The organism is Psychrobacter sp. 1Y11 (genome assembly GCF_052259045.1).
Lineage (GTDB): Bacteria > Pseudomonadota > Gammaproteobacteria > Pseudomonadales > Moraxellaceae > Psychrobacter.
Map to the genome: position 1 here is coordinate 15,700 of NZ_JBQQER010000010.1, position 12,959 is coordinate 28,658.

Sequence of the window (12,959 nt, forward strand, 5' to 3'; positions counted from 1 at the left end):
TTTTTTACGCTCGGTTTTTATGATTTGAACTATTCGACCGTCACTGATTTTGCCAAGTTTCTTGGCTGATCGACGTCGGTTCCGCGCATTACTGCCACATGATAGGACAATAATTGTACAGGCACGCTATAGACGATAGGCGCAAGATCCTCGCAAACATCGGGAACATAGACCACATGCAGACGATCTTCCGCTACCATCTTGCTTGATTCGCCAGCAAAGACAAACAGCTCGCCGTGACGCGCGTGCACTTCTTGCATGTTGGCTTTAAGCTTATCGAACATACTATCTTTTGGCGCGAGCACAACGATAGGCATGTCCTTATCCACTAGCGCTAATGGCCCATGTTTTAGCTCGCCTGCAGCATAACCTTCCGCGTGAATGTAGGAGATTTCTTTGAGCTTGAGTGCACCTTCAAGCGCAATCGGGAACTGGAGACCGCGGCCTAAAAATAGGCAGCTTTTTCTATCTTCGAAGTTCGTACTCATCGCTTTGATATCTTCATCAAGATGGAGGCTAGCGTACAGCTGACTAGGCAGCTTGTGTAGCGCGCCGAGTAGAGTCGTTAAGCGCTCATCGTCTAAACGCGATTGGATAACGCCAATCTTGAGCACCAGTAGCATCAACGCCACCAATTGGGTGGTAAATGCCTTAGTCGAGGCGACGCCAATCTCAGGGCCTGCATGCGTAGGCAGATAAATATCAGTCTCACGCACGAGCGACGAGGTCGGTACATTACATAAAGCTAAGCTGACAAGACCGGTAGGCGCTTGCTTTTGCGTATCGCGCAGTGCCGATAGTGTGTCTGCTGTCTCACCCGATTGTGAGATGCAAATCACTAAAGAGTGATCAACGACGACCGGATTGCGGTAACGAAACTCGCTCGCCACTTCGACCGAGCAAGGCAGGCGCGTTAAGTTCTCAAACCAATATTTGGCCACCATACCCGCGTGATAACTCGTACCGCAAGCGATGACTTGAATGTGGCGGATATCGGCAAGCTTGGACTCGTGACGCTGCAGAAAGTCTGATTTTAATTGGTAGCTATTTTGAGCTTCATGGTTTGTATGCTCGCTTGTGACACTGCTCTCTAGCGCCATCTCTAAAGTGCGTGATACGGCATCGGGCTGCTCATAGATCTCTTTGAGCATATAGTGCTTGAACTCGCCTTTATCGGCATTGTGCTGCTGGGCGTCAATCTCATTGATCTGACGATTGACCTCTGCGCCATCGGCATAAACGGTAACCTTATCACGCGTAATGCTAGCGATATCGCCTTCTTCTAGGTACATAAAGCGATTGGTGACAGGTAATAGTGCCAACTGATCAGAGGCAATAAAATTCTCACCGATACCGACACCAATGACCAATGGCGAGCCGAGGCGTACCGCGACAAGCTCCTCTGGGCAATCGACATGAACGATACCTAAAGCAAACGCGCCGTGCAGCATAGGAATGACGGCGCGAACCGCTGCTAGTAAGTCCTCGTTTTGGCTATATAAATCATTGATAAGATGAGCCACCACCTCAGTATCAGTCTGTGAGGTAAACTCATAGCCTTTAGCAATGAGATCTTCTTTAAGCTCGGCGTAGTTCTCAACGATGCCGTTATGAACGACAGCTATTTTACCCGAAATATGTGGATGAGCATTGCGCTGTGCCGGCTCGCCATGCGTTGCCCAGCGCGTGTGTGCAATACCGATATGACCATCAAAGAACTGCGGATTGACTGCCACGGCATTGACCAATTCTTGCACTTTGCCCACTTGGCGCTCACGATGTAGTTCGTTATTACGAATCACCGTTAGACCGGCAGAATCATAGCCTCTATATTCTAAGCGTTTAAGCCCTTCTAGTAAGATATTAGCGATATTACGCTCAGCGACCGCGCCTACGATTCCGCACATAGTGATTCCTTAAATTCGATGTTTTCATTTTAAAGTGACAATACTTTGATATTTCGATAGCTATTCTGGTAAATTTCTTTAAAACCATATAGCAGTAAGCAGCACCACAAGTGTTGTCGCGCTGCTTATTTTTGGCCGGTATCGTGTTGCAGGCCGACTATTTAGCTACTGCTACTTTTTGGTCGGACGTTGGAAATTGTCTTTTTGTACTTGGCGTCCTCGGCCCAGTGCTAGCGCATTAGCATCGACATCTTTAGTGATGACTGAACCGGCTGCTACTGTCGAAGTATGACCGATAGTCACTGGCGCGACTAAACTTGAGTTAGAACCGATAAAGGCGTTGTCCTCAATAATAGTCTGCGACTTATTGACGCCATCATAATTACAAGTGATCGTCCCTGCGCCGACATTGACATCCGTACCGATAGTGGTATCACCGATATAGCTTAGGTGGTTTACCTTACTGCCTTGACCGACGACGGACTTCTTAATCTCAACGAAATTACCGATTTTGCTATGGTCAGAGAGCACCGTATTAGGACGTAGATGCGCAAAGGGACCGATATCCACGCCTGCACCGACTTTTGCTTGATCGATGACGCAGTTTGGCTTGATATAGCAAGCATTACCGATTTGCGAGTTTTTAATCACATTGCCGGCTTCGATGTAGACGTTATCACCTAACACGCAGTCGCCTTCGAATACCACATTGACATCGACAAACACATCTTGCCCCGCCGTTAAACTACCGCGAATATCGACGCGGGTAGGATCGGCAAACTGTACGCCAGCCACTTGCAGGTCATGGACTAATTTATTCTGCCAAGAGCGCTCTAAACTAGCTAATTGTTGACGGTTATTGACGCCCTCAATCTCAAACGCATGTTCAGGCTCGATAGCGGCAATAGCGATGCCATCAGCGACTGCCATTTTGACAATATCAGTGAGATAGTACTCTGCTTGCGCGTTATCATTCGACAGCTTAGGCAGATATTTATGTAGTAGGGCATTATCGACGCAATAGATACCGCTATTGATCTCAGTGATCTGTTGCTCTGCGTCGCTGGCGTCTTTTTGCTCGACGATAGCTTCGATGTTACCGGCATCATCGCGCTTGATCCGGCCAAGTCCAAACGGATTATTCACTCTCAACGTGAGCATCGACATGCCATCGGTATTAGCGGATTGTAGTGCTGATAGCGTCTGACGGCTGACTAGCGGTACATCACCATAAAGAATCAGGCTCTGGCCTGTTTGTGGTAATTTATCCAAAGCGACTTTTACCGCGTGACCAGTCCCTAACTGCTCAGTCTGCTCTACCCAAGCCAAGTTATAAGTGCTCATCGCTTCCTTAACTTGCTCACCGCCAAAGCCATAAACCACGATAGTCTCGTCAACTGTCAAATGATGACAAGTATCTAGTACGTGGCTAAGTAAGGGCTTGCCGGCTAGGGTCTGCAGCACTTTGGGCTTAGCCGACTGCATACGTGTGCCTTTGCCGGCAGCGAGGATAATCACAGAAAGAGAAGATGTCATAATTACTCTACAGTTGTAACAAAATGTATTTTTAGATTATAGCTTAAAGCTGAATAAAAATCACATAAGCTTTGTATGGGTTTGGCTTCAAATTTTGCAGGAGGCATCTCATTGAAACTATAGCAGCACCCCAGCCATGATAATCAGCCAGACCACGGCAGCCATGATACCGGCGATAATATCATCGAGGATGATGCCTAAGCCGCCAGCGACTTTTTTATCCGCCCAGCCAATCGGCGGCGGCTTGATAATATCAAAGAAGCGAAACAAGATGAAGGCGATAATGAGCGCAAAGATAGCGATAGGTTGGCTAATATCTGACCAAAAGCTGGTGGTACTGACGCCTAAATAAGAGAAGGGCAGTAAGGTAATCCAAATACCTGCCCACTCATCCCAAACGATATGCGGATCGTCATGGACGCCCATCAACTTAGAGCTGCGATCACAGATCCAAACTCCAATCACACAGGATAAAATAGTAACTATCAGAAAAGTGGTAAACCCTAAGCTCAATAAAGGAATAGCGACAATCAGCCCACCAACGGTGCCCCAAGTGCCCGGCGCCCGGCGCGGCAGCCCACTGCCTAAACCTAAACCGAGCCAGTAGACGATAGTATCGAGCAGACTGGCATTAGCAGGCAGAGGCGGGCAGTCATTGGCCTTGCTAATGTCAGGCTTATGATGGTGGGGATTAGAAGAATCATCAGTCATGGGCTAACCTATAAAATGTTGATAACCCGTAAATGAGGGCAGCGAAGAAAAAGGGGCAGGATGAGCTGCGGTGACGGCTAGTCCATTATAAAATAACTGCGGCTGTGGTCGCGCCGAATCAGTCGCGGCTACTTCGCCGATACAGGTCACTGGTGTATTGGTTGTATGCTCAAAAGGCGGTGCGATATCAGCGGGCATCGTGAACGCCAATTCGTAATCATCGCCGCCTGCCAACTGGCATAATAAGCGCTCAGCTTCATCCGCCTGTAATAAAGGCTCGCTAGTTGGCAGCTTTTCTATATCGATACGCATGGTGACACCGCTTTGCTGACAGATATGCGCTAGATCCTGATAAAGACCGTCTGAGATATCTATCATCGAATTGGCACCAGTTTTTGTCAAGGCGGCTCCAAGTTGGATGCGTGGTGTCGGCATGTGCAATCGATGCGCTAGCTGTTGACCCGTCTCATTATTCGTGTGCTTTAAGGCGTAAGCGGCGTCACCAAGCGTCCCTGAGACATAAACCTTGTCACCGACTTGTGCACCAGAGCGGTAGATAGCTTTCGTATCGGCCGCCAATAGGCCTTGCGCGCTTACGCTTAATACTAAAGTATCACTACGCGTGGTATCGCCGCCGATTAAGGTGACGCCAAACTGTTGGCAGGCATGAAACAAACCTTTAGCAAAGTCGCTCAGCCATGGCTCGTTTGCTAAGCGTTCAGGTAGTGCTAACGCTAGTAAAATACTATGCGGCGTCGCGCCCATCGCGGCGATATCTGAGACATTGACCGCGACGGCTTTATAGCCAATCTGAAAGGCAAGCTCCTTGACTTGGCTCCAATCAGCGCCAAAGTGGCGGCCTTGTACTAAGGTATCGATACAACTGACCAAGCGTGCGCCTGCTGGCAGACTCATAACCGCCGCATCATCACCGATGGCTTTTTCTATACCAGCAGAAGGCGACTCAGCTTGCAGAGTTCGGAATATACGCTCGATCAGCTCAAACTCGTTCATGGCTAGTCTTTATTATTTGCTTCAGTGTTTTTTGCGTCATTATCAGAGATTGACGGTTGCACAGCCGCTTTTTTAATAGCTTGTTTGGTCGCAGTACTGGCTTTATTCGGGCGGTCGCGCTTAACGTTCGTTTTATTGGCGCTGATCCGCGGCTTATTAGAAGCCGTAGGTTTATCGGTAGGACTGGCAGCTAACTCGGTATCGGTGTCCGCTTGCGACACGGCTTGCGGCTGAGCGGCAGCTTTCTGCGCAGTGCGTTTATTGGCCTTAGTATCGGCGTCAACTTCAAGCGCGCGTAACTCAATTGCGAGTCTATCGAGGACGGCATTGATCAATTTGTGCGCGTCAGTCGCGCCAAAGTGATTATTGAGCTTCATCGCTTCATCAAGCACCACTTTATATGGGATCTCAAGACGGTTTTGTAGTTCATAAGCGCCAATCAGTAAAATCGCGTGTTCTACGGTATCGAGCTTATCGACTTCGCGATCTAGATGTTGCTCAATCAAAGCGTCTAACGCTTCTATCTGCTCTGGGATATCACGCATCATCTCATGATAGTAGCCAATGTGCACGGTATGCATAGCATTGGTCGCACGCGTGCGCGCGGCGATATCATGCGGAGCGTTGTCTTTCCAGCCAAGCTTATCTGTGGTCTCAAAACGGCGATCAGTTACTAGCCACTCATATAAGCCTTGCATGGCAAAGCGACGAGCTTTACGAACTGCAGTATGGCTAGTCTTATAAGTCGACTCACTCATATCGAAGTTTTGTTCATCACTGCTAGTACCCGCGTGATCAGTAGAATTGATAGTAGTTTTTGCCGTCTTTGCTTCATTGATAGCGCGTTTGAGTTGGTCAGTCATGAAAAATACCTAAGGTTTAAACAAAAAGTTTAACTAAGTTAAAAAATAGCCAATAGAATGTTAAATAGTAGTCGACTAGCCAAGATAGCCAGTCAGTTTTAGAGCTATAACGCTATGATCCATTATCATAGCGTTATTTATAATTTAGTTAACGAGCTAGTTTTGCTAGATTAAGTCATCTAAAACTAAGCATCATCGCTATCGTCATCGATATCTAATTGTGATAATACGGCTAACATCTCTAGCACCACCATTGCCGCCTCAGAGCCTTTATTACCAGCTTTAGTACCTGCACGCTCAATCGCTTGCTCGATGCTGTCGGTGGTCAGTACGCCATTAGCGACTGGAATGTTATAGTCGATCGCGACAGCGCTTAAGCCTTTAGCAGATTCACTCGCGACAAAATCAAAGTGCGGAGTGCTACCACGAATGATCGCGCCTAAGGCAATAATGGCGTCAAAACGATCAGACTCTGCGGCGCGCTGGGCGACCAAGGGTAGCTCAAAAGCACCAGGGACGCGCACGACCGTGATATTGCTACCTAATACACCATGACGCAGGAGCGCATCGATCGCGCCATCGACTAAGGACTCAACAACGAAGCCATTGAAACGACCGACGACGATACCGATACGCGCGTCTTCATTCTGATGCAAATTGCCATCGATATGAGTCACATCATTGCGCTGCTGCTGTAGATTTGACATAAAAATATCCTTTGATTTTAGTAGAAGTTATAGAATAAGTTAACTATGCTTTTTATTAATTTTTTAAAAGTAGAATGAGCTAAAATAAGTGGTTGACTATGATAGCATTTTTTCGCGTTAAGGGTTTACTTAAGCGCCGATTATAAACGCATTTTAATACCTTGCGCTGCCATATACTGCTTGGCTTCTTGTACGCTGTACTCCCCGAAGTGAAAGATGCTCGCCGCGAGCACCGCATCAACACCGCCCTCAAGTACGCCGTCGACTAAGTGCTGTAGATTACCGACACCGCCTGAAGCGATAACCGGGATATTGACCTGATCGGTAATGTGCTTCATTAGCGCTAAGTCATAGCCTTGCTTGGTGCCATCACCATCCATCGAGGTGACCAGTAGCTCGCCTGCGCCGAGCTCCGCCATTTTGCGCGCCCAGACAACGGCATCGATACCGGTAGGCTTACGACCACCATGAGTGAAAATCTCCCAACGTGGCATTTTGATACCGTTAACGTCGATGTCGGCGACGCGCTTGGCATCGATGGCGACAACGATACATTGATTACCGAATTTTTGCGCCGCCTCGCCAACAAACTCAGGCGTGAAAACTGCCGCGGAATTGATCGCCACTTTATCAGCGCCAGCATTAAGCAAATTACGAATATCGCTAATTTTACGCACGCCGCCGCCCACAGTGAGCGGCACAAAGACACTCTCCGCCATACGCTCCACCGTATGATAAGTGGTATCACGCGCATCGCTGGTAGCGGTAATGTCCAAAAAGGTAATCTCATCTGCGCCTTGCTCATTATAGCGTCTAGCGACTTCGACTGGATCGCCGGCATCTTTAATATCGACGAATTGTACGCCTTTGACCACTCGGCCATTATCCACATCCAAACAAGGAATGATACGCTTTGCTAACATAGGGCCTTTCACCTTATAATCAATGCATCCAAGACGCTAGTCTACCAAAATCGCCGCCATATCAGGCAGGTTTTCGCTAAATTTATCTGCTTTTAGTGACTGTTGACTCAGACAGCGTATAATTACTGGCATTATCTGCCAAATTCACCTTATTTTATTGCACAAGTGAGATATCATGTCTGTCTACACCCAGTTAACTGATGATCAATTTGCGGCCTTTTGCGCAAGCTTTGGCGTGTCCTTTGTCCGCGCTATTCCTATTACTCAAGGGATCAAAAACTCGAACTGGTTTATTCAGACTACCGATGATACTGAGGGCGATTACTCTTACGTTTTCACGTTATTCGAAGAGCGTCCACCGGAAGATATTGAAAAGATGGCGGTCATTCTCAATCAGTTAGACGGCAAACTACCAGTCGCGGCGCCATTAGCTCTCGTTGAGGACAGTACTGATACTAGTGAAGATAAACGCTATGTCATTCGTTATGAAGATAAAGCGATCACTATCGTCCCTTGCTTAGCAGGCGAGCATCCTAAGCAGACCACGCCAGCGATGTGTCATGAGATTGGCGCGGCATTAGCGATGCTGCATGAGACGCTGCAAGAATTGCAACCGGCGCATGATTATGGTGTAACTTTATATCCGTGGGATGAGGTGCGCGACCGCGAAATTCAGTTTATGCCAAGTGATGAAGCCAAGCTGATGCATGATATCTGGCAATCCTATAGCGATTTACCTTTAGCTGAGCTGCCGCAAGGTTTGTGTCATCTCGATATGTTCGCTGATAATACCTTATGGAATTTAGCGAAAGATAATGAGACATTAACTGGTCTGCTAGACTTTACTGAGGTCAGTGTCGAGCATTACGTAATGGATATTGCCATTACTATCAATGATTTTTGTACCACGTGGGGCGATGCCGAACAGGGCGAGTCAGTAGACTTTGATCGCCAAAAAATGAGCGCTTTTTTGCAAGGTTATGAGTCAAAACGTGCGCTGACTAATGATGAAAAGCAAGCCATGCCAGTGATGCTGGCCAAAGCGGCAGTGATATTTTGGCTACTGCGCCTCAACGTCATCTACTACAATCGTTCTGAGGGACGCACCGGCGACAACATCATGGTCAAAAACCCTGATCTCATGAAGCGCTTAGCCGCTTATCACTGGGCGCAGGTCGAAAAAGCGCAAGATTCGGTATTTGTGCTAGAGCATACCCGCTATGAGGACGATAATAGCGATAACGACATCGAAGATTTTAAACTCATCGGCGTGTTTGCAAGTTTAGAGCAAGCGCAAGCAGCGATAGCGCAATTAAGCACTCAGCCCGGCTTTAAAGATTATCCTAACGGTTTTCATATCGACGAATATCCGCTAGGTCAAATCAACTGGTCATCAGGGTTTGTGGTTTATTAAACCCTAGTTTATAAACCCTTATCCGCTCATAAAAATAGCTCTAGGACAAAGGCGTAGCTAACGTGACCCTACTAGTTATCCAAGCTTTGATCACAAAAAATGTCAATAAGGCGGCGGTTCGGCCCATAAGCAAGCGCGTGGTCGCAAGCCCTACACTGCCTAATTCTTCAACCCTTCACGCGGCACCCTCTAAGGATAACTCTATGACCGACCAAGTCGATAACTGGCATAAGCTAGCGCGCTACGATACCAATATGCAAGGCGAGCTGCACGCTAACTTGCTACGCAATAATGGTATCACCGTGTCCTTGCAACCGCTAAGCGCCATCCCCGGGATGAATTCTGGCGTCGTGCTGTGGGTAGAAATGAGCGATCTGGCGCAGGCTCAACGTATCTTAAGCGGCGTCGAGGGCGATAGTGATGGCGAGGCGTTACTCAATACTATGAGCGATGCAGAATTAGGCATCGTCTCAGATACGGCGATAAGTAGTACAAATTCAGATAATCAGGGCGGTAATCGATAAATGTGTCAGCTTTTAGGAATGAACTGTAATACCCCAACCGATATCGGCTTTAGCTTTGCCGGATTTCGCAAGCGCGGCGGCATGACTGACAGCCACGAAGATGGCTTCGGCATTGCTTTTTTTGAGCGTAGTGAATGCGCGGTGCAAAACGATTCTACTGGCCTACGTCTATTCCATGATAATCGTCCGAGTCACTTGTCTCCCGTTGCCGACTTAGTCAATAATTATCCGATAAAAGCGATGAATGTGATTGCTCATATTCGTAAGGCGACGCAAGGACAGAACTGCTTAGCGAATACGCATCCGTTCACGCGCGAAGTCTGGGGCGAGCAGTGGGTTTTTGCCCATAATGGTCAGATGAATAAGGCTTTTATCGAGCGCTGTCAGCGTTTACAAGATAATGGTAACGCCGAGCACTGCCAACCTGTCGGCTCGACTGATTCTGAAATGGCGTTTTGTTATCTCATTAATCGGCTAAAAAGCAGCTTTAAGTCGCGTCCCGATGATAAAACTTTATTTAATTTTTTGACTACTCAGTGCCGTTATCTGTCTGCCAATGGGCTTTTTAATTGCTTAATATCTAACGGACGCTGGCAATTGGCTTATGCCGGAAGCTTATTGTTTTATCTCACTCGTCAAGCGCCATTTGGCGAAGCGAAATTAGCCGACGATGATTTAGCCATTAACTTCGGCGATGTCACGACCGATACGGATAAGGTGACGATACTGGTGACGGTGCCTTTAACAGAAAATGAAAAATGGCAACAGATTGCGGTGAATGAATGCCTGATATTCCAAGATGGTGAGATACTGTTTAAGGACAGTCCTAGCCTACGTAAGTTTTTGACCATTGAGGAGGGAATAGCGATTGCAAGGTCGGTTGGGGCGAGTGTTTAGGGTTTATGGTAAATAACCACCACAACACCTTTTAAACTTTTCTCCAGAGCCGCAAATGCAGGGCTGTTTTTGACTAACAGTCATCGCTACTGTCGGATCTAAGAAACACCAGCGCTCATTATTAGATTCTTCTTTCACTTTTACGAAAGTAGAGCGCTCATGATGTGCTTGCTGCCCATCGGGCGTATCAAAGTAAGCTTTAAACTCAACCTGTGCGTGACGTTTACCAAGTTTTGGCGTGTGCCTGACGATCTCCAGCCCCGCCCAAGGCGTCTGCCTTGCCCATTCTTCAATCGCTGCAACATCAAGCAAACTTTGCTGCGCGGGCACGGTAGTCTTGACGATATACTCGGGCTTTACTAGTACAAAGGCGCTATAACGAGTGCGCATCAGCCGCTCTGCGGTCTCAGCTTTAATGCTATCTAATTTATCACTACTGTCGTCAAGCAAACTATCATGATACGGTTGGCAACAGTCGCTATAAGCGATAGCTTGGCTCAAAAAACTTAAATTGCTTGAGACTCGGCAAGGGCATAAAGTCATAGTTTTCTCTAATAAGTATTGGTTGGTTCTAACGTAAATAATCTTCTAACAAAGCAGGCAATATCCCCATTTTTAATTGTGCCCAAGGAGCAGGATCACGTAGCTGTTGCCAAAACTCGGTAACGGGCGGCGCAAAATAGACCAGTAGCGCAATGAGTACATACAATAACAGATACCACCATTTGTCTTTATGCTGGTAGAACTTCATCGCCGTACCTGATGAGCGCTTCATTCTCATACCCATTAGATTGACGCTATAAAGCTCATCCAAAGCCAGATGCACCATAGCCCCGCCGAATAAAAACAAGCCAAAGAACCAGCTGGCTGTCAAAGCATTGCCCAAAACATAGTAGCTCAAACTCACCATGCCCAAACCCAATACTGCCATGTAAGGCACCGAATGAATGATACCGCGATGCACGGTAATACTGGTAAACAAATTAAAGACGATATAGCGCATAAAGCCATAACCAGCCAGCCATAATGCTATCAAGGCCACTAAGCTCAAGTCATCGCGCCAGTGCATCACTAGCCCAAAAGCAAACACAAAAGACGCCATGTTAAAACCAAGCTTAATCGGGGTCGAGTTATCAGAGTCCAAATCAGGGAGCAAGCCGCCCACAGTCCCGAGCGCTACACACAATAAAAAACCTGAATCCTCAATGAGCCCTGCTTTATAAACGGTCAGCGCCATGATACCGCTTACGGCAAAAGCGCCGTTTAGATGGGTGTTAAAATTTGCCATGTTTCTTTACTATCCATCCTCTTAATAAAAGTTATCAGGCTAGTTTGGCAGGCGTTTACCTAGCGCCAAAAAAGCGCTCTATGATAGCATAGGCCAATTTACGATAGGCTCTAAGATAATTACTGCGACGATGCTTACTATGACTACTTCTGCTCCGATAAATCACGATTTTGCTAGCGCTCATATTGAGCGGCAACTAGAGGCCAGCTTTGCTAATATCAAATGGCAAGCGCCTTGGCTATGTCATTTGCGTCAGCTTAATTATCTTAGTGAAACGATAAAAATATTAAGTCACTCGCCTGATAGACAGGCCGATTCTGATAGTCATATTAATGATATTAATCAAACAGATATTATCGCTAAAGTGCTCAATAAAGCGTTAAGACGACAAAGCACAGCCAAAGACAAAGGGCAAATCTCAGTAACGACTAAGCCTAGCGCTGATAACCACCCTCATAAGCTGCAGTTTGTCTCGCAAGACGCTTTACTAGAAGGCCAAGGCTACGAGCAGTTTATTGGTACGACCGGCAAGATTCCGACTCGCGATAATTTGCATGATTTATTTAATGGTAGTATTTGGCTGACCTTTCCCAAGACCAAAGCATTACTCAATTATCATCATATGCTCGAGATCACTAATGATAACAGCGAACCTAATAACAGCAAAAATCGGGGGCGCATGCGCGATACTATCACGGTGTTCGATGAGAATGGCGCAGTTTTAGTCACCGCTGATGCTAGCATTGGCAAGGCTTTGATTAACTTCGATTGGCAAAATAGTTTGGTCAAACCGAGAAGGAGTTGGGATAAGCCGGATGCTCCTAATAAAGACGCTAAAGCTGCAGTTTACATATTCGGTCACGCGTTACTTGAGCAATTGATCGAGCCACGTAAACCCTTATGCGCACATAGCGTGATCATTAATGTTGAACCAGACTTCTTTACCTTATCAACAGATGAACGTATCCGTTATCTAGATAATAAGCTTAGCGATTATATGGATGATTTGCTCTCTCAGCAGAATATCACCCCGCGTCAGCTTGCGCCTTTACCGATCTTAGGTGTCCCGCATTTTTGGTCTGACAATAGCGAGGTAGGCTTTTATGATGATAGTTTTGTGTTTCGCAGTGGTCGCCATCGGCAAAAATGATGGTAGCGGTAAATAATAAGCCGCC

Annotated in this window: 13 protein-coding genes; 4 read left to right on the plus strand and 9 right to left on the minus strand. The window is 46.9% G+C overall.

The window, feature by feature from the left end; all coding sequences use genetic code 11:
* Window positions 1-29 precede the first annotated feature (29 nt).
* The 7 genes from glmS to hisF form a co-directional block, all read right to left on the minus strand.
* Entirely contained in the window at window positions 30-1,907 is a 1,878-nt protein-coding gene (gene glmS / locus ACTXGJ_RS09625) for a glutamine--fructose-6-phosphate transaminase (isomerizing) (RefSeq protein ID WP_439240618.1), read from the minus strand.
* A gap of 171 nt (window positions 1,908-2,078) precedes the next feature.
* The gene (gene glmU, locus ACTXGJ_RS09630) at window positions 2,079-3,443 is read right to left on the minus strand and encodes a bifunctional UDP-N-acetylglucosamine diphosphorylase/glucosamine-1-phosphate N-acetyltransferase GlmU (protein WP_443565793.1); all 1,365 of its coding nucleotides are present in this window, start codon (window positions 3,441-3,443) and stop codon (window positions 2,079-2,081) included.
* Between the two features lie 117 nt (window positions 3,444-3,560).
* Window positions 3,561-4,154 (minus strand): phosphatidylglycerophosphatase A family protein, encoded by a 594-nt coding sequence (locus ACTXGJ_RS09635; protein WP_443565794.1) that lies wholly within the window; start codon window positions 4,152-4,154, stop codon window positions 3,561-3,563.
* 3 nt (window positions 4,155-4,157) lie between these two features.
* Window positions 4,158-5,168 carry a thiamine-phosphate kinase gene (gene thiL, locus ACTXGJ_RS09640; protein WP_443565795.1) on the minus strand — a complete coding sequence of 337 codons (1,011 nt, stop codon included), beginning with the start codon at window positions 5,166-5,168 and terminating at the stop codon, window positions 4,158-4,160.
* Window positions 5,169-5,170: 2 nt separating this feature from the next.
* A complete protein-coding gene (gene nusB, locus ACTXGJ_RS09645) occupies window positions 5,171-6,031 on the minus strand; it encodes a transcription antitermination factor NusB (RefSeq protein ID WP_439240609.1) in 861 nt (286 codons plus the stop codon).
* A 185-nt stretch (window positions 6,032-6,216) separates the two neighbouring features.
* Complete coding sequence (gene ribH / locus ACTXGJ_RS09650; RefSeq protein WP_439240607.1) at window positions 6,217-6,738, minus strand: 6,7-dimethyl-8-ribityllumazine synthase; 522 nt, start codon at window positions 6,736-6,738, stop codon at window positions 6,217-6,219.
* A gap of 140 nt (window positions 6,739-6,878) precedes the next feature.
* Window positions 6,879-7,661, minus strand: coding sequence for an imidazole glycerol phosphate synthase subunit HisF (hisF, locus tag ACTXGJ_RS09655; RefSeq protein ID WP_439240605.1), 783 nt, complete (start codon window positions 7,659-7,661; stop codon window positions 6,879-6,881).
* A 175-nt stretch (window positions 7,662-7,836) separates the two neighbouring features.
* On the opposite strand from hisF, the gene ACTXGJ_RS09660 reads away from it, so the two are divergent.
* The 3 genes from ACTXGJ_RS09660 (at window position 7,837) to ACTXGJ_RS09670 (ending at window position 10,496) form a co-directional block, all read left to right on the plus strand.
* Entirely contained in the window at window positions 7,837-9,075 is a 1,239-nt protein-coding gene (locus tag ACTXGJ_RS09660) for a homoserine kinase (protein ID WP_443565798.1), read from the plus strand.
* Window positions 9,076-9,278: 203 nt separating this feature from the next.
* The gene (locus ACTXGJ_RS09665) at window positions 9,279-9,599 is read left to right on the plus strand and encodes a hypothetical protein (protein WP_443565800.1); all 321 of its coding nucleotides are present in this window, start codon (window positions 9,279-9,281) and stop codon (window positions 9,597-9,599) included.
* A complete protein-coding gene (locus tag ACTXGJ_RS09670; protein WP_439240599.1) occupies window positions 9,600-10,496 on the plus strand; it encodes a class II glutamine amidotransferase in 897 nt (298 codons plus the stop codon).
* A 3-nt stretch (window positions 10,497-10,499) separates the two neighbouring features.
* Here ACTXGJ_RS09670 and ACTXGJ_RS09675 read toward each other — a convergent pair whose 3' ends face one another.
* The gene (locus ACTXGJ_RS09675; protein WP_443565801.1) at window positions 10,500-11,039 is read right to left on the minus strand and encodes a YchJ family protein; all 540 of its coding nucleotides are present in this window, start codon (window positions 11,037-11,039) and stop codon (window positions 10,500-10,502) included.
* 28 nt (window positions 11,040-11,067) lie between these two features.
* Window positions 11,068-11,784 carry a metal-dependent hydrolase gene (locus tag ACTXGJ_RS09680; RefSeq protein WP_443565802.1) on the minus strand — a complete coding sequence of 239 codons (717 nt, stop codon included), beginning with the start codon at window positions 11,782-11,784 and terminating at the stop codon, window positions 11,068-11,070.
* 139 nt (window positions 11,785-11,923) lie between these two features.
* Between ACTXGJ_RS09680 and ACTXGJ_RS09685 the strand changes: the two genes are divergently transcribed.
* Window positions 11,924-12,934, plus strand: coding sequence for a DUF3025 domain-containing protein (locus ACTXGJ_RS09685; RefSeq protein WP_443565804.1), 1,011 nt, complete (start codon window positions 11,924-11,926; stop codon window positions 12,932-12,934).
* Window positions 12,935-12,959 lie beyond the last annotated feature (25 nt).

Excerpts from the sequence above, each read along its gene's own strand:
- hisF (WP_439240605.1), bottom strand. The coding sequence starts at position 7,661 with ATGTTAGCAAAGCGTATCATTCCTTGTTTGGATGTGGATAATGGCCGA.
- ACTXGJ_RS09670 (WP_439240599.1), top strand. The coding sequence starts at position 9,600 with ATGTGTCAGCTTTTAGGAATGAACTGTAATACCCCAACCGATATCGGC.
- ACTXGJ_RS09675 (WP_443565801.1), bottom strand. The coding sequence starts at position 11,039 with ATGACTTTATGCCCTTGCCGAGTCTCAAGCAATTTAAGTTTTTTGAGC.
- ACTXGJ_RS09660 (WP_443565798.1), top strand. The coding sequence starts at position 7,837 with ATGTCTGTCTACACCCAGTTAACTGATGATCAATTTGCGGCCTTTTGC.
- ACTXGJ_RS09685 (WP_443565804.1), top strand. The coding sequence starts at position 11,924 with ATGACTACTTCTGCTCCGATAAATCACGATTTTGCTAGCGCTCATATT.
- ACTXGJ_RS09665 (WP_443565800.1), top strand. The coding sequence starts at position 9,279 with ATGACCGACCAAGTCGATAACTGGCATAAGCTAGCGCGCTACGATACC.
- glmU (WP_443565793.1), bottom strand. The coding sequence starts at position 3,443 with ATGACATCTTCTCTTTCTGTGATTATCCTCGCTGCCGGCAAAGGCACA.
- thiL (WP_443565795.1), bottom strand. The coding sequence starts at position 5,168 with ATGAACGAGTTTGAGCTGATCGAGCGTATATTCCGAACTCTGCAAGCT.
- glmS (WP_439240618.1), bottom strand. The coding sequence starts at position 1,907 with ATGTGCGGAATCGTAGGCGCGGTCGCTGAGCGTAATATCGCTAATATC.
- ACTXGJ_RS09680 (WP_443565802.1), bottom strand. The coding sequence starts at position 11,784 with ATGGCAAATTTTAACACCCATCTAAACGGCGCTTTTGCCGTAAGCGGT.
- nusB (WP_439240609.1), bottom strand. The coding sequence starts at position 6,031 with ATGACTGACCAACTCAAACGCGCTATCAATGAAGCAAAGACGGCAAAA.
- ACTXGJ_RS09635 (WP_443565794.1), bottom strand. The coding sequence starts at position 4,154 with ATGACTGATGATTCTTCTAATCCCCACCATCATAAGCCTGACATTAGC.
- ribH (WP_439240607.1), bottom strand. The coding sequence starts at position 6,738 with ATGTCAAATCTACAGCAGCAGCGCAATGATGTGACTCATATCGATGGC.